Here is a 22,286-nt window from a genome sequence, read left to right on the forward strand (position 1 = left end):
AGGAGAAAAGGATGAACGAATTATTAGCACAAATTTTTACAGCATTAGTGATCGACGAGAATGAAAGTCACTACTTTTTACAAAAAAATGGCATTACTTTGCGATTATCGAAAGAAGAAGGTACGCATGAAATCGGTGAAGCAGTAGAAGGCTTCGGTTATATGAATCAAAAACAAGAACCGGAGATGACAACGATCATTCCTACAGCTCGTATAGGACAATATGCATTTGGGACGGTAACAGGTACAAGACGCGATTTAGGAGCCTTTGTGGACATTGGTTTAAAAGATAAGGATGTTGTTGTGTCTTTGGATGAACTACCTGTAATGCGTGAATTATGGCCTAAAAAAGGCGATCAGCTAATGGTTGCTTTAAAAGTTGATAATAAAGAACGAATCTGGGGCGAATTAGCAGATGAGAAAATCTTTAAAGCTATGGCTAAACCTGGAACAGAAGAGTTAAAAAATGAGAATATCAGTGGCATCGTCTATCGTTTGAAAATGATTGGTTCATTCGTATTGACTGATGATTTTTGTATTGCATTTATTCATCCTTCAGAACGGTACCAAGAACCTCGTTTAGGTGAAAAAGTGAACGGACGTGTCATCGGAGTACGTCCAGATGGTATATTGAATATTTCTTTGAAACCTCGTGCATACGAAGCAATCAGCGATGATGCAGCAATGATATTAACCTTTTTAGAAAGAGCTTCTGATCATAAAATTCCATTTACGGATAAATCAAATCCAGATGAGATCAAGCAAACATTTGGTATAAGCAAAGCTCAGTTTAAACGTGCAATCGGTAATTTGATGAAGCAAGGAAAAATTATTCAAGAAGCTGGATTCACCATTTTAAAAGAAGATCAGCCAGAAAAATAATTGTTTTTTATTCTAATTGAGAATCACTTGCAAATGTTTTAGAGTTATTTTATACTTATTATAATATAAGATCAGGATTTGTAATTTTAGATTAAAATCATTCTAAATAAGGGGCTGCATTTATGGATTCTACTGCTGCTTTAAAAAAAACAAAACAACAATTGCATGAATCTGGTTTCAAGCTGACGCCTCAACGAGAAGCTACCGTTTTGGTATTGCTCGAAAATGAAAAAGATCATTTATCAGCAGAGGAAATTTACTTTTTAGTAAAACAAAAAAGTCCAGAGATTGGTTTGGCAACTGTTTATCGAACATTAGAAATTTTAACTGACTTAAAAGTCGTGGACAAGGTAAGCTTTAATGACGGCTTAGCACGTTATGACTTACGCAAAGAGGGAGCAAAGCATTTCCACCATCATCTGTTATGTTTAGAATGTGGAAATATAGAAGAAGTCGAAGAGGATTTATTAGGTGAAGTGGAGCAAGTGATTGAACAACGTTACCATTTTATGGTAAAAGACCATCGCTTAACCTTCCATGGTATTTGCCATGAGTGTCAACAAAAAAAGAAAAATCAACCGAGTGATGCTGTTACATCAGGACATTCAGTTGTTGATTAGACACTCTTTTTTGAAAAAGGTTGACAAGTCTTTAGGAATCTCATACAATGACTTCAATAAACAATAAAAGTCTTGATAAGAACTAGTAAGATAATACAGGTGTACAGAAAGTAGCCGGCTGTTGAGAGGCGCACAAACCCAAGGTATCTGAATTCCTCTTTGAACTTCACACCGAATTGAGTAGGCTGTGACGGTTACGCACATCCGTTATAGTGGCAGGGTATAAAGATGTACCTGACAAGTCAATGAGTGTAAGCTGATTGAAAACAAAGGTGGTAACGCGGATCATTTGGTCTCGTCCTTTTCAGAAATGAAGAGGACGAGGCTTTTTTTATCTTAGTTGGGATCATTTTTTATTGTTGATTATAAAAATGAAGGGAAGTAATCATATGAGCTTTAAGGCATTAAGTGAACCAATCAATCTTAAACAAGTCAAATCATTATCTAAATTAACGCCCGAACAAGACAAGAAAAAGGCCGTTCGTGATCAGGAATTAAAAGATATAATCGAAGGCAAAAGTGAAAAGATTCTTTTAGTGATCGGTCCTTGCTCAGCGCATAATGAAGATGCTGTAATGGAATACGTCACTCGCTTAGCCAAACTGCAAGAAATAGTCGAAGATAAAATTTTTATGGTCCCTCGAGTTTATACGAATAAGCCTAGAACAAATGGCGACGGCTATAAAGGCTTATTGCATCAGCAAAACCCAGAAGGAGAAAGCAATTTAATCAAAGGAATTGCTGCTGTACGCAGTTTGCATAATCGAGTTATCAGCGAAACTGGTTTGACAACTGCGGATGAAATGCTCTATCCCGAAAATTTAGAATTTGTTCAAGACCTTGTCAGTTATATCGCTGTTGGCGCTCGTTCCGTGGAAGATCAGCAACATCGTTTTGTTGCTAGTGGAATCGACCAACCAACGGGAATGAAGAATCCAACTAGTGGTAATTTAAACGTATTGTTTCACTCATTATATGCCGCACAGCAAAAACAAGAATTTATTTTCAACGGACTTGAAGTAGAATCTAGTTCTAATCCATTAGCCCATATTGTGTTAAGAGGTGGTTTGAATGAATATAATGAGAATATCCCAAATTATCACTATGAAGAGTTGCTAAAAGTTGTTGAACTTTATAAAGCCGGTAACTATAAAAATCCGTTTATTGTCATTGATACGAATCACGATAATTCAGGGAAACAATATAAAGAACAAATTAGGATCGTCAAAGAAACGTTGTTTAATCGCTCTTGGAATGACGACATGAAGCGCTGGGTACGAGGTTTTATGATTGAAAGTTTCCTTGAAAGTGGTCGTCAAGATGCGGATGGGAAAGTCTTTGGCCAATCGATTACGGATCCATGTTTAGGATGGGATGAGACAGAGGCATTAGTGAAATATATTGCTGAACATGCTTGATTTGATTACTAAATTGAAAATACTCGTATGCATTAAGGCTGAGACACAACTCTACGAGTCACATCTCAGTCTCAATACATACGAGTCAACGGTGAGCTAGAAGCTTATTTATCGGAGTAAAACTCTTCTAGCTCACACAATTTTTCATACTATTATTGATTATTTTTACAAATTAGCAAACTTTTCTAATAAACGAATCATTTGGCAAGTAAAGCCATATTCATTATCATACCAAGCGACAGTTTTGACTAATTGGAAATCACCAGAGGTTGTTACTTCTGTTTGGGTGGGGTCGAAAATAGACCCTTCTGTTGTTCCAATGACATCACCAGATACGATTTCACGATCATCATAGCCGAAAGAAGGATTGTCAACGGTTTGTTTTTTCATTGCTTCATTCACTTGATCAGCAGTTACTTTTGTTTTTAAAATAGAAACTAATTCTGTTAAGGAGCCATCAACAACGGGGACACGTTGCGCATGCCCTTGTAGTTTTCCGTTTAATTCTGGAATAACTAATCCTATTGCTTTGGCAGCACCAGTCGAATGAGGTATCGTATTATCAGCGGCAGAACGAGCAGCTCGCAAATTACCACCTTTTACCGGACCATCAAGTAACATTTGAGTAGAGGTATACGCATGAACCGTTGTCATTGTACCAACTTCAATACCAAACTCATTATTTAAGAAAAAGGCCATAGGAGCTAAACAGTTTGTTGTACATGAGCCAGCAGAGATTATTTTGTCTTCTGGTGTCAAGGTGTCATCATTAACATTGTAAACAATTGTCTTCATGTCTCCAGCAGGTGCTGAAATGACGACTCGTTTTGCGCCTGCGTCTAAATGGGCTTGAGCTTTTGCTTCAGAAGTGTAAAAACCAGTACATTCTAAAACAATGTCCACATCGTTTTCTTCCACCCATTTCAATTTGCTGGCGTCAGCTTCTGCGTAAACTTTTGTTTTCTCCCCATCTACTACGATGGAATCATCTGTTGCTGTTACGTTTCCAGGATAAGTGCCATGAGTTGAATCAAATTGTAGTAATTGAGCTAACATTGTCGGACTTGTCAAATCATTGATTGCAACAACTTCAATATCATCGGAAACTTCTTTGATGCGACGGAATGCAAGACGGCCAATGCGTCCAAATCCATTAATTCCTACTTTTACTGTCATACTAAATTTCCTCCTTAAAATTAAATGCTTAATGAGCTATTAGAGCCACAACTAAATTATATCCATGAGACACAATTTTAGCTTTAGACAACGTTACATTAAATAACATTATTTAATCATGTATTTAAAAAAACGCCGACTTACGCTATACTAGTAGCATGAACGCATTTCAAATTTTTGTCAAAAATCTTGTCTTTCAACGAGAGATTTTTACTGTATTCGTTTAACTTGATTAGAGTTGTTTCTATTAGGAGTGCAAGAACTGTAGCAATTGCTGTCTCTATAGTAGCTTACTATTCTAGTTCACAAAAGCCAATTTGGCTAGACAAAATCAGGTTTAACCTTTACAATAAGAAAGGCTTTCAAACTGAGAATGTTATTGAAAAGCGAAATCATGCAAACAACTAAAGTTGTAAAAAATGTAAAACCTGAAGAAATGGAGAGATTGATTTCTTTTATTTTTAATAAGAGATGCAATATTCCAAGTTCTTTAAGATAGGAGGACAAAATATGTCCATGTTTTTAGATCAGGTAACAATCGATGTCAAAGCCGGTAAGGGCGGAGATGGAATGGTTGCCTTTCGTAGAGAAAAGTATGTACCGGATGGCGGACCAGCCGGAGGTGATGGTGGTCAAGGAGGAGATGTGATTCTTGTTGTAGAAGAAGGATTACGTACACTGATGGATTTCCGTTTTAATCGACATTTTAAGGCACAGCCCGGTGAAAATGGTATGAGTAAAGGAATGCACGGCCGTGGTTCTGAGAATACCTTTGTAAAAGTTCCACCAGGTACAACAGTTCGTGATGCTGAGACAGGCACATTGATCGGTGATTTAATTGAAAATGGTCAAACTCTAACCGTAGCCAAAGGTGGACGCGGCGGGCGCGGTAATATCCGTTTTGCTTCTGCTAAAAATCCAGCCCCTGAAATTGCTGAAAATGGCGAACCCGGTCAAGAAAGAAAAATCGAATTAGAATTAAAAGTGTTAGCTGATGTGGGATTAGTTGGTTTTCCATCAGTTGGAAAATCTACTTTGTTATCTGTTATTTCATCAGCACGTCCTAAAATTGGGGCCTATCACTTTACAACCTTAGTTCCGAATCTTGGAATGGTATCAACAAGTGACGGACGTAGTTTTGCTGCAGCTGATTTACCAGGTTTGATCGAAGGTGCCTCTCAAGGGGTTGGACTAGGAACACAGTTTTTACGCCACATTGAACGGACAAGAGTTATTTTACATGTCATTGATATGAGCGGAATGGAAGGGCGCGATCCTTATGAAGATTATCTAGCTATCAATAAAGAGTTAGCCTCTCATAACATGCGTTTAATGGAACGTCCGCAAATCATCGTGGCGAATAAAATGGATATGCCTGAAGCAGAAGAAAATTTAAAGAAATTCAAAGAGAAAATCGAAGAAGAGCGGACAGATGAATACGCGGATCACCTACCTATTTTCCCAATATCTGGTGTTTCACGTAAAGGGATCGAACCTTTGCTTAATGCAACAGCTGATTTGATCGATGTAACGCCTGAATTCCCGTTATATGAGGAAGAAATTGTTGAAGATACGGTTCATTATGGTTTCCAACCTGAAGGACCAGAATTTACAATCGATCGTGATTCTGATGCAACGTGGATTTTATCTGGAGATTCATTGGAAAAATTATTCCAAATGACGAATTTTGAACACGATGAAAGTGTGATGCGATTTGCACGTCAATTACGTGGTATGGGAATTGATGAAGCATTACGCGCTCGTGGTGCAAAAGATGGAGATATTGTCCGAATCGGTGAATACGAGTTTGAGTTTGTCGAATAGAGGAATAATACGTATAAGAAGAGAGCTAGTGATTTCATTGGCTCTTTTTTTTGTACATTTAGTGATTTTCATCACAAACGGGTGTGTTTTGACTAAAGATATAAACAGATGGTTATTAAAAAGGGCCTGCTACTGATCTACCTCTAGATGTAAATGATTTTCTACTGGACTCTCCAGTACAATCGAACTTTTGACATTGGCGAATTGCATCCAATTTGCTAGTAAATCTTTCATTTCAGTAGTGTTAGTGACAGTTGCTTTCACTAAATAATTTACCTCTCCACTGACTATATGAACTTCATTTACGTAAGGATTATGTTTTAGGAGTGCTACTGTTTTTTCAACAGGAGTCGTTACTTGGCTCAACTCCGTAAAAAAAGTAATACTTTGTTTGATATGTTGCATTGAAACTTGGATCGTAAAGTTTGTGATAATACCTTGCTCAACTAACTTATTGATCCGTTCTTTCACACTAGGACGACTTAAATTGACTTTTTGAGACAACTCAACGATTGAAATACGTGAATTTTCGTGCAGAATCTGTAAAAGCTTACGGTCAGTTGTATCCATTGTTTTACCTCCTACATAATGTTTTTTTATAAACAATTTGTCCATTTTATTATAGAGCAAAAAAATGGAGTTTTCCAGATAATTTTAGTGAAGTATCATTGCGAAGAACTGTATTTCAAAGGGTGAGTTTTCATATTGTAAAAAATTGTGCCTTACTTTTTCAAAAACGGAAGGAAAACGCTTACATTAAGTTCATATTTTTATATACAGGAAACCAAAAAATTCGTTATGATTAACCTATCTTGAGATGACGTTAATGTTTACTAGTAAATACAGTGTTTCTTCAATCTAAAAAGACAGACCAAAGAGGAGCGTTCTTTATGGTGAGAAACAGATGGTTAAAATTTTTGTTGCTATATGCAGGTGGTGTGGTTGTTTCTTTAAGTCAATTGAAACTAGTTCCGATTCAAAATGAATTAGGCCAAGATTTAGGTGTGAGTCTATCAATGGTTTCGTGGTTGATGTCAATATTTACAGTTTCTGGGATTTTTCTAGCGATACCAGGTGGCGCTTTCGTCACACGTTTCGGTCCTAAAAAATTATTGATTGGATTAATGGGGTGTTTGGCTATTGGAAATTTATGGGGAGCCTTTTCTACTAGTTTTTGGACCTTATTGATTTCAAGAGCAATTGAAGGAATTTCATTTTCTATGATTATTATGGTGGGAATCGTTTTGATTCATTTTTGGTTTAAAGAAGGAGATAGCGGCATTGCAACAGGACTTTGGGGAACCTTTTCAGCATTAGGATCAATGTTGGCAATGAACTTGTTTAAACCCTTATCACAGTCTTATGGCTTGCGTGCGCTTTGGCTGATTATAGCAGGTTTATCCTTGATTTTGCTGTGTTTGTACCTATTTTTCTTAGACCAACCAGCCAATCGATCTATCACTGAGCGAAAAGAAGTGAAAGGAACAGTCAAAAAAGTTATAGAGAACAAGTCGATTTGGCTTTTAGCATTGGCTCAAGGTTGCATGGCATTCATATTATTTGCTTTTATCAACCTTTATCCACAAATTTATACGCAACAATACGGATTATCGGAAACTTTAGCGAATCGTTACACAGGATATTTTGGTTTATTCGGCATTCCATTTGGTGCTTTAGCAGGTTATTTGATCGATAAGACAAAAAAGGGACAAATCATCATTTTCTGTTCATTTATACTGATGTTAGTGGCCACTTTTTGGATGGGTCACTTGTCAAATAGTTTTAGCTTCATTGGGCAACTCTTCGCACTTTCAGCTGGCGCGAGTTTATCGTCTTCATGTGTGATGATTTTAGCACCTAAAGTAGTAAAACAAGATCGGTTGATTGGGACAAGCATTTCCTTTATAAATTTATTTTATTACATTGGAATCTTTGTAGGAACACCAATTGTATCAGAGGTAAGCGAATCTAGTGATTCGTGGACAACAGCTATTTATGTATTAAGTGGTGTAGGAGTTGTGGCTTTGTTAGCTATTTTTGGTTTCGTTAAACGAAATAAAAACATTAGCAAGATGTAATTCGTTTGTTCAACAGGAAGTAGTTCATTTTTTTGGACATGCTTCTTTTAAATAAAACATTTGGAAGGTGACGAATAATGAAAAGAGAATTTCAGACAGATCTAGCGTTTGCAAAAGAATTAGATGAGAAAGATCCCCTCAAAAATATCAGAGATCGATTTTATGTTCAGCCTGGAGAAATATACATGGATGGTAATTCATTAGGTTTGGCTTCAAAAGATGCCGAAAAAGCATTGTTAAATATGATGGATATTTGGAAAAAAGAAGGAATCAAACTCTGGGATGGTTTATTTCATTACGCAGGGAAGTTGGGCGAAATGTCAGCACCACTGATCAATGCTCATCCAGACGAAGTTGTCATTACAGGAAGTACCACAATCAATATTCATCAATGCATTAGCACGTTATATAAACCCACTAAAGAACGCTATAAAATCTTAGTTGATGATTTGAATTTTCCGACTGATCGCTATGCTATTGATAGTCAGGTTCGTCTAAAAGGATATGAACCAAAAGACGCTGTAAAAGTTGTAAAAAGTCAGGATGGACGCCTAATTGATGAGTCGGCTATTATTGAAGCAATGACAGACGATGTCGCAATCATTCTTTTGCCGACCGTATTATATCGTAGCTCACAAGTGCTAGATATGAAACGAGTGACAGAAGCAGCACATCAAAAAGGGATTCTCATTGGTTGGGATTTATGTCATGCTATTGGCGCAATACCAATGGATTTTAAAGATGTTGAGCCAGATTTCGCCATTTGGTGTACGTATAAATATTTGTCCGCCGGTCCAGGATCGATTGCCGGACTTTACATGAATCGAAAACACTTTAAAGAAACACCAGGATTAGCTGGTTGGTGGGGGAATAAAGATGATACGCAATTTGAATTAAAACATGAATTTGAGCATCAAAGAGATGCAAGCGGATGGCAAATTGGTTCCCCAAGTTTCTTGGCAATGGCGCCGTTAGAAGGGACATTAACAATTTTTAATGAAGTAGGAATGGATCAGATTCGGACAAAATCACTATTGATTACCGCCTATCTAATGTATTTAATCGATGAAAAACTTGCAAAATATGGGTATGCAGTTGGTAATCCTCGTGAAGATAGCAAGCGAGGCGGGCACATTTGTTTAGAACATGACGAAGCTTACAGAATATGTAAAGCATTGAAAGAAGCCAATATCATACCTGATTTCAGAGAACCTAATGTGATTCGATTAGCTCCAATCGCTCTTTATAACACCTATGAAGAAGTCTACACATTAGTTGAAACATTAGAAGATATTGCAGTCAATAAAAAGTATGAAAAATTCAGTAATGAACGGACATTAGTTGTATAAAAAAATAGTGAGGTGAAAAGCATGCGTATCGGTATTCCAAAAGAAATCAAAAACAATGAAAACAGAGTGGCTATTACACCAGCCGGCGTAGTTAGTTTGATCAATAATGGACATCAAGTAATCGTTGAAAGTATGGCTGGTCTTGGTTCAGGTTTTACAAATCAGGAATATGAAGAAGTAGGCGCTACAATAGAGGACAACGTTGCGAACGTTTGGCAGTCTGAAATGGTTATTAAAGTCAAAGAACCTTTAAAAGAAGAATACCAGTATTTTCATGATGAGTTAATTTTATTTACCTATCTTCATTTAGCCCCCGAACCTGAACTGACTGATTCTTTGATTGAAAACAATGTCACAGCTGTGGCTTATGAAACGATGAGCTTGAATCGTACACTACCGTTATTGACACCAATGAGTGAAGTTGCTGGTAGGATGTCTGTACAAGTTGGTGCTCAATTTTTAGAAAAACCTAAAGGCGGAGAAGGAATTCTATTATTTGGTGTTCCAGGAGTCGAAAGAGGAAAAGTTGTGATTATCGGTGGTGGAGTAGCTGGTACAAATGCGGCAAAAATTGCTATCGGTTTAGGGGCAAAAGTAACGATTTTAGATGTTAATCCTCATCGATTAGCTGAACTGGATGATCTTTTTGGCAATAATGTTCAAACCTTGATTTCTAACGCTTACCACATTGAGAATAAAGTGAAAGAAGCAGATGTAGTAATCGGAGCAGTTTTGATTCCAGGTGCCAAAGCGCCAAAACTTGTGACTGAAGCGATGGTTAAACAAATGAAGCAAGGGGCAGTTATCGTCGATATTGCCATTGATCAAGGCGGAATTTTTGAAACGACGGATCAAATCACTACACACGATAATCCAACGTATATTAAACATGGAGTTGTTCATTATGCTGTAGCAAATATGCCAGGTGCTGTTCCAAGAACATCTACCTTCGCGTTGACAAATGCAACGATTCCTTATGCTGTTACGATCGCCAATAAAGGAATTGTACAGGCCGCAAAAGAGAACGAAACTATTTTAACAGGAATCAATACGTATAAAAAACATTTAACAATGGAAGCAGTGGCCAAAGATCAAAATAAAAACTATACATCTGTTAACGAATTACTAAAATAAAATACAGCGTTTAAATCATCTTATCTCTGAAGAATGAACATATTCAGAGATAAGATGATTTTTTCTTTTTATCTTTAAGGTTCATTTATGTTTCCTTTTATAAAATAAATTCAGTTAAAGGAGGCAATAAAATGGTTAAACTTAAAAATAGTTTTCAAAGAAAAGAAAAAAAATATGCATTAACCCATACAATGTATTCCCAATTAAGAGAAAAATTAACTCCCTATATGCAAGAAGACGAGTATGGGTTACACACAATCCTTTCAATTTATTTCGACACTCAAGATTATGAGATGATCAGGCATTCGATAGAAAAGCCTGTATACAAAGAAAAGTTCAGAATTAGAAGTTATGGTATCCCTACTGAACAGTCAATGGTTTTTTTGGAAATAAAAAAGAAAGTCAGTGGTGTCGTTTATAAAAGAAGGGTTGCTCTATCTTACCAAATAGCGAAAGAATATAGTCAAAAACCACATTCATTCAAGCTAAAAACAACAAAAGATCAGCAAATCAAACAGGAAATTGACTGGTTAGTTGCTCGCAGAAAATTAGAACCTAAAGTGATGATTGCATATGATCGACGAGCACTGTTTACTGCAGAAAATGACGATTTTCGACTTACCTTTGACTTTAATATTCGTTATCGAAAAGAAGAATTAACGCATACTTTAAATGATCAAGGTGAACGAGTAGCACCAGAAATCGATGTCTTAATGGAAGTCAAAGCATTGGGGGCATATCCACTTTGGTTTTCAGAAATCTTAGCAGCGCTTGATATTTATCCACTATCGTTTTCAAAATACGCTCAAACATATCAACGTTACTTATATTGCAAAGGAGATTTTCAGCATGTTGTCTAGTTTATTAGTAGAAAGTTCAGTGGATGTATCAATCAAACAACTATTAATTTGTATTGTAGTTTCAGTTTTATTAGGTCTTTTAGTGGCTTACGTTCATATGTACAGAAATATTTATAGTAAAAACTTTGTCATTACGTTAGCCGTCTTACCTGTTTTAGTCCAATTGGTTATTATGTTAGTCAATGGTAATTTAGGCACGGGGGTCGCTGTGCTAGGTGCATTTAGTTTGATCAGATTTCGTTCAGTGGCAGGTGGTGCTAGAGAAATTACGAGTATTTTTTGGTCGATGGGTATCGGTCTTGCTACTGGAATGGGCTACGTCAGTTACATTACGATATTTTCTTTGATTATTGCATTATTTTTACTTGTTTTGAATACACTTCATTTTGGTGAAAAGCAAAAATTGGCAGAAAGGGAAGTGAAAATCACGATTCCTGAAGATTTAGATTACCCAGGATTGTTTGATGATTTGTTTCAGCACTACACATACTCTGCCTATTTAGATTCAGTGAAGACCACAAATATGGGAAGTTTGTATGAACTACGTTATCGAATCACGTTAAAAGATAGTCGAATGGAAAAAGAATTAATGGATGCTATGCGTATAAGAAATGGAAATTTAACGATTGTTTCAGGAAAAGTTTCGACAAATAGAGAAGAATTGTAGGTGAATATCATGAAAAAAACCAAATTAGGTATCGCAACTTTAACGATGTTACTCATTCTATTTACTGGATGTACCAAAACAACAAGTACAACTACTGCGACCTCAAAAAGTAATGACAACGTTGTTGCGGTTCAGGAATCAAAAAAATCCTCTAATAATCAATATGGTAAATATGATGAAGAGGATTATGATGAAGGGTATGATAAAAAAACAGCCACAAAAATTGAATTAAAAGACTCAGGAAGTATTATAGATGGATCAGGTGTTTCTGAAAAAGATAATACGATCTCAATTACTGCAGGTGGTACGTATATTTTATCAGGAAATTATAAAGGTCAGCTAAAAGTTAGTGCAAATGAGGAAACAGTACATTTAGTCATGAACAATGTTTCAATTAGCAATGAATCATCTTCTGCAATCTATGTTGAGCAAGCAAAAAAAGTTATTACTACTTTAGTAGAAGGTTCAAAAAATAGCCTTTCAGATGGTTCTGATTATACATTTGCATCAGCGGATGAAACCGAACCAGATGCTACTTTTTTTAGTAAAGATGATCTAACAATCAATGGTTCTGGTACTTTAGATGTTACAGGGAATTATAGTAATGGCATTCGTAGTAAAGATGATTTGGTTATTACTAATGGTGTTCTCAACATTACAGCCAAAAACAATGCTATCAAAGGCAAAGACTCTGTATCTATTGCAAATGGAACATTCTCTTTAAAAACAACAGAAGGGGATGGAATTCAAGCGAATAACAGTACTGATACAGATAAGGGGTGGGTTGCATTAGATGGCGGCACGTATACGATTCAGTCTGGGAATGATGGCATTCAAGCGGAAACCAATCTGTCTATTGCGAAATCTGATTTCAAGATACAAACAGCTAGCGGGTATAACGATCAATCGATTGACACAACAGCCAGCTACAAAGGGCTGAAGGCAGCAGGAAATATCATTATTGATGATGGGACTTTTGACATAAATACAGCTGACGATGCAATCCATTCAAATGCAACAGTCACAATCAATAATGGGACCTTTTCATTAACTAGCGGTGATGATGGTATTCACGCTGATACTGATTTGCTTATCAACAATGGGAAAATAACGGTCAGTCAATCATATGAAGGCTTAGAAGGAGCAACGGTAACGATTAATGATGGTGATATTTCTGTTAAAGCATCCGATGATGGCATCAATGCTGCCGGTGGTAGCTCTGGAGAAGATGGACAAGAAGGACAATTCGGTGCAGATTCATTTGGTGAACCTGGTAGTGGTGGTGATAGCACAAAATTCATAGAAATCAACGGTGGAACGACCTATGTGAATTCTGATGGCGACGGTATCGACAGTAATGGAGATGTTCGAATGACTGCAGGTACGCTAATCGTAAATGGTCCAACTGACAGTGGGAATGGGGCACTTGATTATGACGGAACTTTTACAATTGATGGCGGGATTTTTGCTGCAAGTGGGAGTTCGGGTATGGCAATGAGTGCTAGTGATACCTCTTCCCAAGCCGCACTAAGTCTTTTCTTCGATGATACCCAAAAAGCAGGAAGCCTAGTCAACCTTAAAAATGAAGCAGGTGACACGGTCATTTCATTTGCGCCAGAAAAAGACTTTTCTCACATTGCAATTAGTTCACCAGATTTAAAGGTTGGAGAAACAGTCACGTTATCTACTGGCGGTAAAGATTCTGGAACAGCAAAAAATGGATTATACAGCGGAGGTGACTATACAAATGGAACAGAATTAGCAAAAATTTCGCTTAATGGCGTATTAACGTCCGTTGATCAATCTGGTTCTGAAGTGACTGGTAATCAAATGGGTGGAGGACCAGGTAGCCAACCGCCAAGATAATTGATATTCATTGCTTTAAGGGCTGGTTTATTGATAGAATATAGCTATCAAATAGAACGAGGTGTTCATATATGTCCAAACGAGTTATTATTATGCATTTTGAAGTAGAAAGCCAAGCATATCAGGCATTCTCAGAAATAAAGAAACTATATGCTAACAAAAAGATCAAAGGGGAACAAATGGCTGTTGTAACGCATGTAAACGACGGGGTGCATCAGTTTAAGATCGATGATTTCCTAGATTTTACGGGTAATAACCATACATCAACGAATAGTATGATTGGTATGCTGATTGGTATCTTAGGCGGCCCGTTAGGTATTCTACTAGGTTGGTTTGCAGGAAGTTTATTAGGCGCTTCGCAAGATGCGAAAGAAATTCAAGGTGCTCAAACCGTTTTTGAACATGTGACAAAGCAAATAGGTGAAGGGGAAACTGGTTTGATTTTGATTGCAGAAGAAGATGATAATCGACCTTTGAACCAACTGATCATGAACGAATTAGGTGGCGAAATCACGCGTTTAGATTTTGAAGATGTAGAAAAAGAAATCACACATGCGAAAGATGTAGAAAAAGAAACAACTGATTCAGCTAAAAAATCTTGGCAAGATAAAAAACAAGATTCAACTGAAAAAAACGACCATTAATCACTCATCAATGGTAAAATGAATAAATACACTAGAAGACGTGACAGAGAATTTTTCTACTCGTCTTCTTTTTTTGATTATAAGGATGTGAAAACAAGTGTTAAAAATACTCTTAGTAGAAGATGATGAAATCTTATCAGATAGTATTTTAGAGATTTTATCTGAAATCGGCGAAATCGTTCAAGTTTATGACGGAGAAGAGGCTTTATACGAAGGAGAACGAGGAATTTATGACTTAATCGTATTAGATTTAATGTTGCCATCACTATCTGGCGAACAGGTTTTAACGGGTTTAAGAAAGAAAAATATCTATACACCAGTTTTGATTTTAACAGCCAAAGATGGGCTACAAGATAAAGTAAACGGCTTTAAAAATGGTGGGGACGATTATTTGACTAAACCATTCCACCGAGAAGAATTGTTACTACGTGTTCAAGCATTAGCGCGTCGTTCATTAGGAATGAATGGAAAAAACGAGTTAATCGTTCACGATCTATGTTTAGATCTTGACAATCGACAACCAAGTTTTAAAGGGAATGACTTCACGCTCCAGGGAAAAGAATTCGATTTATTACATTATCTAATGCAAAATCAAGGGCGCATCATTACCAAAGATCAATTGTTTGATCGAATTTGGGGATTTCAATCCGATACAACATTGACGGTCGTTGAGGTTTATATGAGTAATCTTAGAAAGAATTTAAAACCTTTTGGGCTTGATCGATGGATCAAAACGTTGCGTAATGTTGGTTATCTTTTTGAAGTACCAGAAGGGATAGAACATGAATAAACAACTAAGCAAAAAACAAAGATTCAATTATTTTTTGATCAACTTAATTTCATTTGCAAGTATCTTTCTGATTTTAGGTTTGATTGTATTTCAGCTACTACAGACATCTATATACCAAACAGTAGATCATGACTTACAACGTTTAGCAACTGATCAAAAATTTCTACAACATCAAATGCTTCAGACTGAACGGCGGCAAGAAAACGTTTCTCAGTTAGGAAAATTCGATACACCGCCGCCCAATAATTTCCAGCAACAAGTGATTCTTTGGTCGAAAGATGGGAAGATACTGAATGAAGCAGAGTTAGGTTCTCGTTTTTATGATTTTCAAAATTTGACGTTATCAACTGATCAATTGAGTACAATAAGCAGTATACAAACAAAAGACAGTAACGATCGAACTTTGCAATTTCGCTCGATTACACTACCTGTTGAAAATCAGGAGCAAGTCGCTTACATTCAGCTTTTAGTGAATATTGATCCAATCAAAGGAACTGTTGAACGGATTAAACAAATACTGATTATCTGTATGATTATTTTTGGCTTATTATCGATTGCATTGAGTTATTTTCTCTCTAAGTGGTTCATGAAACCTATTATGATTTCCTGGAAAAAGCAACAGGAATTTGTTGAAAATGCATCTCACGAGCTAAGAACACCGCTAACAATCATTCAAGCAAAACTAGAAAAATTGTTTACCAAACCCAATCATACGATTTTAGAAGAATCTGAAACGATTGCTTTGTCTCTTGACGAAGTTCAACGTTTAAGTCAATTGACAAGCGATTTACTCTTATTAGCTCGCTCAGATTCCAATTCATTAACCTTAGAAAAAGAGCCTATAAAGAGTAACAACTTTTTGAATACGGTTCTACTGCCATACCAAGAATTAGCTTTGGCAGAAGAAAAAGAGTTTATTATCGATCTAGGCGAAGATCAGCAACTATGTTTCGATAAAAAAAGAATTCATCAATTACTGATTATTTTGTTAGATAACGCATTAAAATATACTGCAACTGGCGAGAAAATAACGGTCTTTTCAAGTGTTAAAAATAACGAATGGCTCATTAAAATCAGTGATACAGGTATAGGCATCGTTGAAGAAAATAAAGCCGCAGTATTTGAACGCTTTTATCGAGTAGAAGGATCTCGAAACCGTAAAACAGGCGGTTATGGCATTGGGCTTGCTATTGCGAAATGGATCGTAGAAGAACATCAAGGGAAAATTGAACTCACAGATACTATGCCAAAAGGCACCACTGTTATTTTGCGTTTTCCTGTATAATAAATATTATTTGCTAAAGCAGCCACTTTCTTCTAAAATAAAGAAGAAGATTAAGGAAAGTTAGGTAGAAGATGGAATTACAATTTTTAGGTACAGGAGCTGGGGTTCCAGCAAAACATCGTAACGTAAGTAGTATCGCTTTAAAATTATTAGACGAAATAAATGCAGTGTGGCTATTCGATTGTGGGGAGGGCACTCAACTGCAAATTTTGAAAAGTACTATTCGCCCAAGAAAAATCGAAAAGATTTTTATCACTCATTTACATGGAGATCACATTTTCGGCTTACCTGGGTTATTAAGTAGCCGTTCGTTTCAAGGTGGAAATGAAAAATTAGAAATTTATGGACCGGTAGGTATAGCGGAATTCATTCGGACAGCTCTGAAAGTTTCACAAACGCGTCTTTCGTATGAATTGAAGTTTATTGAAATCAAAGAAGGCGTCGTATTTTCTGATAAGCAGTTCACTGTCTCTTGTAAACCATTAGATCATGGCATTGCAAGTTTTGGCTACCGTATCGTGGAAGCTGATCATGAAGGAGAGTTACAGGTCGATAAATTAGCCGCTTTGAATATTCCATCCGGGCCAATCTATGGGAAAATTAAACGAGGCGAATCTGTAGAATTACCAGATGGACAAGTGATCAACGGAAAAGACTTTGTTGGTGAAAAAAAATTAGGCAGAACTGTAACGATTCTTGGGGATACAAGAAAAACACCAAATAGTGTAGCACTGGCAGAAAATGCGACTGTTTTAGTGCATGAGAGTACCTTTAACAAAGATGAAGCAAAAATGGCTAAAGCATATTATCATTCTACAAGTCATCAGGCAGCACAAGTAGCGTTAGAAGCAAAAGTGGAAAAACTAATATTGACACATATTAGTGCTCGTTATTTAACTGGAGATATCATCCAATTAGAAAATGAAGCCAAAGAGATTTTTCCAAATACAAAAGTCGTGAAAGATATGGAAATTATAGAAATCCCGTTTAAAGCGGAGTAAGGAGGCGTTAGAATGTTTAACGAACAGGATTTAACAGATAAAGTCGTTGTTGTAACAGGTGGTTCTGCAGGTTTAGGGGAACAAATTTGTTATGAAGCAGCAAAAAAAGGCGCAATTATCGTTGTATGTGCTAGACGGATTAACTTAATAGGGAAAGTAAAGGAAACTTGTGAAGAACTGAGTGGAAGAACCGCTTTTTCCTTCCAATTAGATATTTCAGATCCTGAGAATGTGGAGAATGTTTTTGAAAAAATCAAGGCAGAGGTAGGGCCTATTGATGTTTTAGTCAACAATGCTGGCTTTGGTATTTTTGAAAACTTCGTAGATATTGATTTAGCTGTTGCTAGAAATATGTTTGAAGTAAATGTATTAGGTATGATGGTCTTTACTCAACAAGCTGCGATCCAGATGGCTGAAAGAGGGACTGGACATATCATTAATATCGCTTCAATGGCTGGAAAAATGGCTACAGCAAAATCAACGGTTTATTCGGCAACCAAATTTGCAGTTTTAGGTTTTTCTAATGCTTTACGCCTAGAATTGAAACCACTTGGTGTTTCTGTAACAACAGTAAATCCAGGGCCTATTCAAACAGAGTTTTTTGATAAAGCTGATCCGTCAGGGGATTACTTAGCCTCCGTAGATATGTTCGTTCTTGAGCCTAACAAGTTAGCAAAAGAAATTGTAAATACTATGGGGACTTGGAAGCGAGAAATCAATCGTCCGCGGGTTATGGAAGGTGCCTATCGTTTATATACATTGTTCCCACACCTAGGAGATTTATTAGCTGGTGGTGTATTAAACAAAAAATAATGGTTAGATCTAGCTTCTAATGCTAGCTTTAGTTTCAATCAGATGAGGAGGAAATGTAATATGAAAAATCAGTGGCGTGTTGTTATTGGGTTGATTTTGGTGCTAATTGTGGTCATCTTTGCAGTGTTAAATAACCAAACAGTACCTGTCAGCTTCGGTTTTGCCAAAATTTCTGGTCCATTGATCCTTATTATTTTAGGATCTGCAATAGTCGGTGCATTGATTGGTTTGTTAACTTCAACAACGACCATGTGGAAACAGAAAAAACAAGTAAAAGAATTACAGAAAGACATCGATGTTTATAAAAATGATGCAGATAAAGTAGTGCAAGAAGAGGTTGATAAAGTAAAACGATCGTATGAAAATCAGATCGCTGAACTACAGGCGAAATACGATGCCACAGCAGCTCAAGCCCCAATTACGCCTAGTGAGGATGCAGAATCTGTCGGTAGTCGTGTGGATCATTTTACTAAACCAAGAAGTAGCGAAGAAGAAATATAAAGCTTAAAAAGCAAAGATAATGCAGAAACAGTTTATCTTTGCTTTTTAATTTGCGGATTTTCAGGATACTTTCTTTAGTTTTCCCACTGTATTTGATATAATTACTTGGTTAGGAGTGACGTCGTGAAAAAAGCAAAATATACGTGGCAATTGCGGGAAAAGACAGAATTGCCAGAAGAATTTTCAACTATACTAACAAATGAACAGATCAATCCTTTACTAGGCCAAATTTTATGGCATCGGGGTATTCAGTCAAAAGAAGCGTTGGAAACATTTTTACGTCCGACAGTAGAAAACCTTTATGATCCTTTTTTACTGCATGATATGGAAAAAACTGTCACAAGAATTCAAGATGCTGTAGCACAAGGCGAAAAAATCTTGGTTTACGGTGATTATGATGCTGATGGTATTACAAGTACTACTGTTATGAAAGAGGCAATTGAACTGATTGGTGGGGAAGTAGAGTACTTCTTGCCTAACCGATTCATTCAAGGATATGGGCCTAATTTAGCTGTATTTAAAGAACAAATTGAGAATGGTATCCAGCTGATCATCACTGTGGATAATGGTGTGGCTGGACACGAAGCTATAAATTATGCGACAGAACAAGGCATAGATGTCATTGTAACAGATCATCATGAGTTACCACCTGAATTACCAAATGCATTCACAATCATTCACCCGAAACATCCCTTAGGAGAGTATCCATTTGGAGAATTGGCTGGCGTTGGAGTAGCTTTTAAAGTTGCAACAGCGTTATTGGGAGAACTGCCTGTTGAATTTCTTGATTTAGTTGCAATTGGAACGATTGCCGATTTAGTTTCACTGACTGATGAAAATAGAGTTCTCGTCAAAATGGGACTGGAAATGATTCAAACAGGTGAACGGATTGGTTTAGATGTGTTGGTTCACCTAGCCGAACTTAAAAAAGAGGCTATTAGTGAAGAAAATATCGGTTTTACAATTGCACCGCGCTTAAATGCATTGGGAAGATTAGGTGATGCGAGTCCTGGTGTTGAATTGATGACAACATTCGATGAAGAAGAAGCAAAGCGGATCGCAACCTATATCAATAGCCAAAATGATGAGCGCAAAGAAATCGTTGCTACCATTACGAAAGAAGCTTTTGAACTAATTGATCCGACTGCTCCAATCCATATTGTGGCAAAACAAGGTTGGCACGAAGGAGTACTTGGTATTGTTGCTGGTAGAATCATGCAAGATACAGGGAAACCGACAATTGTACTTACAATCGATGAAAACAACGAGCTAGCAAAAGGTTCTGGACGTAGTGTTTCCGCATTGAATTTGTTTGATTCATTAAGTGAAATCCGTGAAGAATTTATTCATTTTGGTGGTCATCATATGGCTGCTGGTATGACATTACCTGTAGCGAATATCGTCAAAGTAAAAGAACATTTAATTCAGTATTTAGAAATAAATCAAATTGATTTATCTCAAGGTCAAGAGATGCTGATCGATGAGTCATTGAAAGTCGAAGACGCTACGATTCCATTTATTCAGCAACTAAAAATACTGGCTCCTTTGGGAACAGATAATCCTGTACCTAATTTTGTTTTTGAAGATGTCTCAGTTGAGCAAAGTCGGCAAATTGGAGCCGACAAAAGTCATCTTAAATTCCAAATAAGTCAAGAGGGCACTAAATTAGATGCGATTGCTTTTCAGATGGGCAATCAAGTGGATGAATTTGGACAAGGAACAACAAACATCGTAGGGCAGTTGTCGATCAATGAGTGGAATGGTAATAAAAAACCACAACTGATGGTCAGTGATTTTTCAGTAAAAGGGACTCAATTGTTTGATCTAAGAGGAAAAAATGCTCGCCAAAAAGAGATACCTGCTGAACATACACTATATATTTATTTTAATGCGGAGAGTCAAAAATTGATTGATGATTCAAGCAGTCAGGGCTATTTATTTACGACGGTGGCTGAAACAGTAGAGTCTATCAAAACAACCGACAGTCAACAACTAGTGTTCGTTGACTGTCCAGATGATAGTGATTTATTAAAACAAATCACTCAAGCTGGAAAAATTGAACGTGTTTATTTAATGGGAATTTCTCAAGAAGAAGCGTATTTGAATGGAACAGGAACAAGAGAACAGTATGCACAACTGTATAAATTTGTAAGACAACAAGAACAAGTAGATGTTCGTTACAAACTAAATGTTGTCGCACAACATTTAAAAATCCAAGAAAAGCTATTAATTTTTATGATTCAGGTGTTTTTTGATCTAGGATTTGTTACAATAGAGAACGGTGTTTTAAGAAAAGTTGAAAACCCTGAAAACCATCCTTTGACGGAAAGTATGGTCTATCAAACTCGCTTAAAAAGAATCAAAACAGAAGAATTTTTGTTATACAGCGATCGTGAGACATTACAACATTGGCTGTGGAATGAGGAGGAAGTATAAAAATGGATTTAAAAGATTATATTGCTAGTATTCCAGATTATCCAGAAAAAGGTGTTATCTTTAGGGATATCTCACCCTTAATGGCAAATGGCGAGGCGTACCGTGAAGCAACAAAGCAAATCGTTGATTACGCAAAAGAAAAGAGAATCGATATGGTCGTAGGTCCTGAAGCACGTGGCTTTATAGTAGGCTGTCCTGTTGCATACGAGCTAGGAGTTGGTTTTGCTCCTGTCCGTAAAAAAGGAAAGTTGCCTCGTGAAACAATTGAAGTAACTTATGACTTAGAATACGGATCAGATACATTGACACTGCATAAAGATGCAATCATTCCAGGACAACGCGTCTTGATTTGTGATGATTTATTAGCAACTGGGGGTACAATCAAAGCGACTATTGAATTGATTGAATCATTGGGGGGAATTGTTGTCGGCTGTGCATTTCTGATTGAATTGATGGATTTACATGGACGAGACAAAATTGCTGGTTATGAAATCGTTACATTGATGGAATATTAGAAAAAACTCTTTACTTCGAAATTCTGGAGTAAAGAGCTTTTTTTAAATATGCGGAAGTATTATTTTACTTTGATTTATGGATATTTGCGATATATATAATGTTGATGGTCCTCTTTTTTTCTTGTATGTGTGTACCGTTTTTCGTCCCATAACATGAACCATATAATAAATAGAGGGCTAACAATAAGTAAAGCGGACTGTAAGCCTAATGTTCCTAAGAAAATACCAATAATCAATACAACAAATAATAACCCGCCACGACGAACTGCTTTCATTCTTAATCACCTCATAATTTTTTATCGAACAAACGTTTGTATAGTTATTATACGAATGTTTGTTCGGTTTGTAAAGAGATAAATACAAAAAAAGATACTTCTTTTTTACTAATCAAAAAAGAAGTATCTAAAAGCCTTTAAACTAATGGGTTT

General features: G+C 36.6%; 21 protein-coding genes and 1 other annotated feature. Of the genes, 18 read left to right on the forward strand and 3 right to left on the reverse strand.

From position 1 onward, the window contains the following. The first annotated feature begins 11 nt into the window (after nucleotides 1-11). The 3 genes from IGJ34_RS07685 to IGJ34_RS07695 all read left to right on the forward strand — a co-directional run bounded on the left by IGJ34_RS07685 (nucleotide 12) and on the right by IGJ34_RS07695 (nucleotide 2,919). A complete protein-coding gene (locus IGJ34_RS07685) occupies nucleotides 12-881 on the forward strand; it encodes a CvfB family protein (RefSeq protein ID WP_430598503.1) in 870 nt (289 codons plus the stop codon). A 122-nt stretch (nucleotides 882-1,003) separates the two neighbouring features. Then, complete coding sequence (locus tag IGJ34_RS07690) at nucleotides 1,004-1,501, forward strand: Fur family transcriptional regulator (protein WP_069653140.1); 498 nt, start codon at nucleotides 1,004-1,006, stop codon at nucleotides 1,499-1,501. A gap of 63 nt (nucleotides 1,502-1,564) precedes the next feature. After that, nucleotides 1,565-1,807, forward strand: a binding site (T-box leader). Between the two features lie 83 nt (nucleotides 1,808-1,890). Then, nucleotides 1,891-2,919 (forward strand): 3-deoxy-7-phosphoheptulonate synthase, encoded by a 1,029-nt coding sequence (locus IGJ34_RS07695; protein WP_430598504.1) that lies wholly within the window; start codon nucleotides 1,891-1,893, stop codon nucleotides 2,917-2,919. A 165-nt stretch (nucleotides 2,920-3,084) separates the two neighbouring features. Here the strand turns inward: IGJ34_RS07695 and gap are convergent, their stop codons facing one another. Further along, nucleotides 3,085-4,095: a type I glyceraldehyde-3-phosphate dehydrogenase gene (gap, locus tag IGJ34_RS07700; RefSeq protein WP_430598505.1), complete on the reverse strand. Its 1,011-nt coding sequence runs from the start codon at nucleotides 4,093-4,095 to the stop codon at nucleotides 3,085-3,087. A gap of 510 nt (nucleotides 4,096-4,605) precedes the next feature. Between gap and obgE the strand changes: the two genes are divergently transcribed. Continuing rightward, on the forward strand, nucleotides 4,606-5,919 hold the full coding sequence (gene obgE, locus IGJ34_RS07705) for a GTPase ObgE (protein WP_069653143.1): 1,314 nt from the start codon (nucleotides 4,606-4,608) through the stop codon (nucleotides 5,917-5,919). Nucleotides 5,920-6,048: 129 nt separating this feature from the next. Here the strand turns inward: obgE and IGJ34_RS07710 are convergent, their stop codons facing one another. Beyond that, entirely contained in the window at nucleotides 6,049-6,489 is a 441-nt protein-coding gene (locus IGJ34_RS07710) for an Lrp/AsnC family transcriptional regulator (RefSeq protein WP_069653144.1), read from the reverse strand. A 320-nt stretch (nucleotides 6,490-6,809) separates the two neighbouring features. Here IGJ34_RS07710 and IGJ34_RS07715 point away from each other — a divergent pair, with 320 nt between their 5' ends. The 14 genes from IGJ34_RS07715 (at nucleotide 6,810) to IGJ34_RS07780 (ending at nucleotide 21,858) form a co-directional block, all read left to right on the forward strand. Continuing rightward, a complete protein-coding gene (locus IGJ34_RS07715; protein ID WP_430598506.1) occupies nucleotides 6,810-7,997 on the forward strand; it encodes an MFS transporter in 1,188 nt (395 codons plus the stop codon). Between the two features lie 77 nt (nucleotides 7,998-8,074). Further along, nucleotides 8,075-9,346 (forward strand): kynureninase, encoded by a 1,272-nt coding sequence (gene kynU, locus IGJ34_RS07720; protein WP_206850224.1) that lies wholly within the window; start codon nucleotides 8,075-8,077, stop codon nucleotides 9,344-9,346. Nucleotides 9,347-9,367: 21 nt separating this feature from the next. Next, complete coding sequence (ald, locus tag IGJ34_RS07725; RefSeq protein WP_069653147.1) at nucleotides 9,368-10,480, forward strand: alanine dehydrogenase; 1,113 nt, start codon at nucleotides 9,368-9,370, stop codon at nucleotides 10,478-10,480. A 131-nt stretch (nucleotides 10,481-10,611) separates the two neighbouring features. Further along, a complete protein-coding gene (locus IGJ34_RS07730) occupies nucleotides 10,612-11,340 on the forward strand; it encodes a polyphosphate polymerase domain-containing protein (RefSeq protein ID WP_069653148.1) in 729 nt (242 codons plus the stop codon). Then, nucleotides 11,330-12,007, forward strand: a complete 678-nt coding sequence (locus IGJ34_RS07735) for a DUF4956 domain-containing protein (protein ID WP_069653149.1) — start codon at nucleotides 11,330-11,332, stop codon at nucleotides 12,005-12,007. Before IGJ34_RS07730 ends, IGJ34_RS07735 begins: the two co-directional genes overlap by 11 nt. A gap of 9 nt (nucleotides 12,008-12,016) precedes the next feature. Next, nucleotides 12,017-13,873: a carbohydrate-binding domain-containing protein gene (locus tag IGJ34_RS07740; protein WP_430598507.1), complete on the forward strand. Its 1,857-nt coding sequence runs from the start codon at nucleotides 12,017-12,019 to the stop codon at nucleotides 13,871-13,873. 71 nt (nucleotides 13,874-13,944) lie between these two features. Further along, nucleotides 13,945-14,517 (forward strand): DUF1269 domain-containing protein, encoded by a 573-nt coding sequence (locus IGJ34_RS07745; RefSeq protein WP_069653150.1) that lies wholly within the window; start codon nucleotides 13,945-13,947, stop codon nucleotides 14,515-14,517. A 97-nt stretch (nucleotides 14,518-14,614) separates the two neighbouring features. Further along, nucleotides 14,615-15,307 (forward strand): response regulator transcription factor, encoded by a 693-nt coding sequence (locus IGJ34_RS07750; protein ID WP_069653151.1) that lies wholly within the window; start codon nucleotides 14,615-14,617, stop codon nucleotides 15,305-15,307. Beyond that, complete coding sequence (locus tag IGJ34_RS07755) at nucleotides 15,300-16,592, forward strand: sensor histidine kinase (RefSeq protein WP_206834160.1); 1,293 nt, start codon at nucleotides 15,300-15,302, stop codon at nucleotides 16,590-16,592. The genes IGJ34_RS07750 and IGJ34_RS07755 overlap by 8 nt, the downstream gene beginning before the upstream one ends. 71 nt (nucleotides 16,593-16,663) lie before the next feature. Beyond that, on the forward strand, nucleotides 16,664-17,593 hold the full coding sequence (gene rnz / locus IGJ34_RS07760; protein ID WP_206850234.1) for a ribonuclease Z: 930 nt from the start codon (nucleotides 16,664-16,666) through the stop codon (nucleotides 17,591-17,593). Between the two features lie 12 nt (nucleotides 17,594-17,605). Beyond that, nucleotides 17,606-18,406 carry an SDR family NAD(P)-dependent oxidoreductase gene (locus IGJ34_RS07765; protein ID WP_206834161.1) on the forward strand — a complete coding sequence of 267 codons (801 nt, stop codon included), beginning with the start codon at nucleotides 17,606-17,608 and terminating at the stop codon, nucleotides 18,404-18,406. A 60-nt stretch (nucleotides 18,407-18,466) separates the two neighbouring features. Then, nucleotides 18,467-18,907: a LapA family protein gene (locus IGJ34_RS07770; protein ID WP_206834162.1), complete on the forward strand. Its 441-nt coding sequence runs from the start codon at nucleotides 18,467-18,469 to the stop codon at nucleotides 18,905-18,907. A 123-nt stretch (nucleotides 18,908-19,030) separates the two neighbouring features. Further along, nucleotides 19,031-21,343 (forward strand): single-stranded-DNA-specific exonuclease RecJ, encoded by a 2,313-nt coding sequence (gene recJ, locus IGJ34_RS07775; RefSeq protein WP_430597171.1) that lies wholly within the window; start codon nucleotides 19,031-19,033, stop codon nucleotides 21,341-21,343. Nucleotides 21,344-21,345: 2 nt separating this feature from the next. After that, entirely contained in the window at nucleotides 21,346-21,858 is a 513-nt protein-coding gene (locus IGJ34_RS07780) for an adenine phosphoribosyltransferase (RefSeq protein WP_069653157.1), read from the forward strand. Nucleotides 21,859-21,932: 74 nt separating this feature from the next. Here IGJ34_RS07780 and IGJ34_RS07785 read toward each other — a convergent pair whose 3' ends face one another. Next, nucleotides 21,933-22,133, reverse strand: a complete 201-nt coding sequence (locus IGJ34_RS07785) for a hypothetical protein (RefSeq protein ID WP_069653158.1) — start codon at nucleotides 22,131-22,133, stop codon at nucleotides 21,933-21,935. Nucleotides 22,134-22,286 lie beyond the last annotated feature (153 nt).

Origin of the sequence: Enterococcus sp. AZ177, assembly GCF_050544585.1 — a bacterium.
GTDB classification, from domain to species: Bacteria; Bacillota; Bacilli; order Lactobacillales; family Enterococcaceae; genus Enterococcus_L; species Enterococcus_L plantarum.

Bases quoted from the DNA above. Each gene is read 5' to 3' on its own strand.
- IGJ34_RS07685 (WP_430598503.1), top strand. From the start codon at position 12: ATGAACGAATTATTAGCACAAATTTTTACAGCATTAGTGATCGACGAG.
- IGJ34_RS07690 (WP_069653140.1), top strand. From the start codon at position 1,004: ATGGATTCTACTGCTGCTTTAAAAAAAACAAAACAACAATTGCATGAA.
- IGJ34_RS07695 (WP_430598504.1), top strand. From the start codon at position 1,891: ATGAGCTTTAAGGCATTAAGTGAACCAATCAATCTTAAACAAGTCAAA.
- gap (WP_430598505.1), bottom strand. From the start codon at position 4,095: ATGACAGTAAAAGTAGGAATTAATGGATTTGGACGCATTGGCCGTCTT.
- obgE (WP_069653143.1), top strand. From the start codon at position 4,606: ATGTCCATGTTTTTAGATCAGGTAACAATCGATGTCAAAGCCGGTAAG.
- IGJ34_RS07710 (WP_069653144.1), bottom strand. From the start codon at position 6,489: ATGGATACAACTGACCGTAAGCTTTTACAGATTCTGCACGAAAATTCA.
- IGJ34_RS07715 (WP_430598506.1), top strand. From the start codon at position 6,810: ATGGTGAGAAACAGATGGTTAAAATTTTTGTTGCTATATGCAGGTGGT.
- kynU (WP_206850224.1), top strand. From the start codon at position 8,075: ATGAAAAGAGAATTTCAGACAGATCTAGCGTTTGCAAAAGAATTAGAT.
- ald (WP_069653147.1), top strand. From the start codon at position 9,368: ATGCGTATCGGTATTCCAAAAGAAATCAAAAACAATGAAAACAGAGTG.
- IGJ34_RS07730 (WP_069653148.1), top strand. From the start codon at position 10,612: ATGGTTAAACTTAAAAATAGTTTTCAAAGAAAAGAAAAAAAATATGCA.
- IGJ34_RS07735 (WP_069653149.1), top strand. From the start codon at position 11,330: ATGTTGTCTAGTTTATTAGTAGAAAGTTCAGTGGATGTATCAATCAAA.
- IGJ34_RS07740 (WP_430598507.1), top strand. From the start codon at position 12,017: ATGAAAAAAACCAAATTAGGTATCGCAACTTTAACGATGTTACTCATT.
- IGJ34_RS07745 (WP_069653150.1), top strand. From the start codon at position 13,945: ATGTCCAAACGAGTTATTATTATGCATTTTGAAGTAGAAAGCCAAGCA.
- IGJ34_RS07755 (WP_206834160.1), top strand. From the start codon at position 15,300: ATGAATAAACAACTAAGCAAAAAACAAAGATTCAATTATTTTTTGATC.
- rnz (WP_206850234.1), top strand. From the start codon at position 16,664: ATGGAATTACAATTTTTAGGTACAGGAGCTGGGGTTCCAGCAAAACAT.
- IGJ34_RS07765 (WP_206834161.1), top strand. From the start codon at position 17,606: ATGTTTAACGAACAGGATTTAACAGATAAAGTCGTTGTTGTAACAGGT.
- IGJ34_RS07770 (WP_206834162.1), top strand. From the start codon at position 18,467: ATGAAAAATCAGTGGCGTGTTGTTATTGGGTTGATTTTGGTGCTAATT.
- IGJ34_RS07780 (WP_069653157.1), top strand. From the start codon at position 21,346: ATGGATTTAAAAGATTATATTGCTAGTATTCCAGATTATCCAGAAAAA.
- IGJ34_RS07785 (WP_069653158.1), bottom strand. From the start codon at position 22,133: ATGAAAGCAGTTCGTCGTGGCGGGTTATTATTTGTTGTATTGATTATT.